1 protein-coding gene is annotated in these 241 nt (G+C 51.9%); it reads left to right on the top strand.

Annotated elements, in window-relative coordinates:
• Window positions 1-188 (top strand): carboxylesterase family protein (locus L9G74_RS21855; RefSeq protein WP_238898990.1); only part of this gene is annotated, 188 nt, incomplete at its 5' end.
• Between the last annotated feature and the right edge of the window lie 53 nt (window positions 189-241).

Genomic DNA, 241 nt, shown 5'->3' with positions numbered 1-241 from the left:
CATCCAAATATAACTTTGGCCCCGTGGTGGATGGTGATTTTCTCAAGAATTGGGGAAGCGTGCAGTTGAACAAGGGCCAGTTCGTCAAGGTCCCGATCATCTCGGGGACGAACACGGATGAAGGAACGGCGTTTGGACCGCAGGGGATTAACACGACGGAGCAGTTCCATGACTACCTGACAAGTTGAGAATGCCCTTTCCTCATTTCTGCTGCGCGCAGTAGCTAAACGTAACTCACCAG

Origin of the sequence: Shewanella electrica (assembly GCF_022321485.1) — a bacterium.
GTDB classification, from domain to species: Bacteria; Pseudomonadota; Gammaproteobacteria; order Enterobacterales; family Shewanellaceae; genus Shewanella; species Shewanella electrica.
This window is presented reverse-complemented; position numbering and strand designations above follow the sequence as displayed.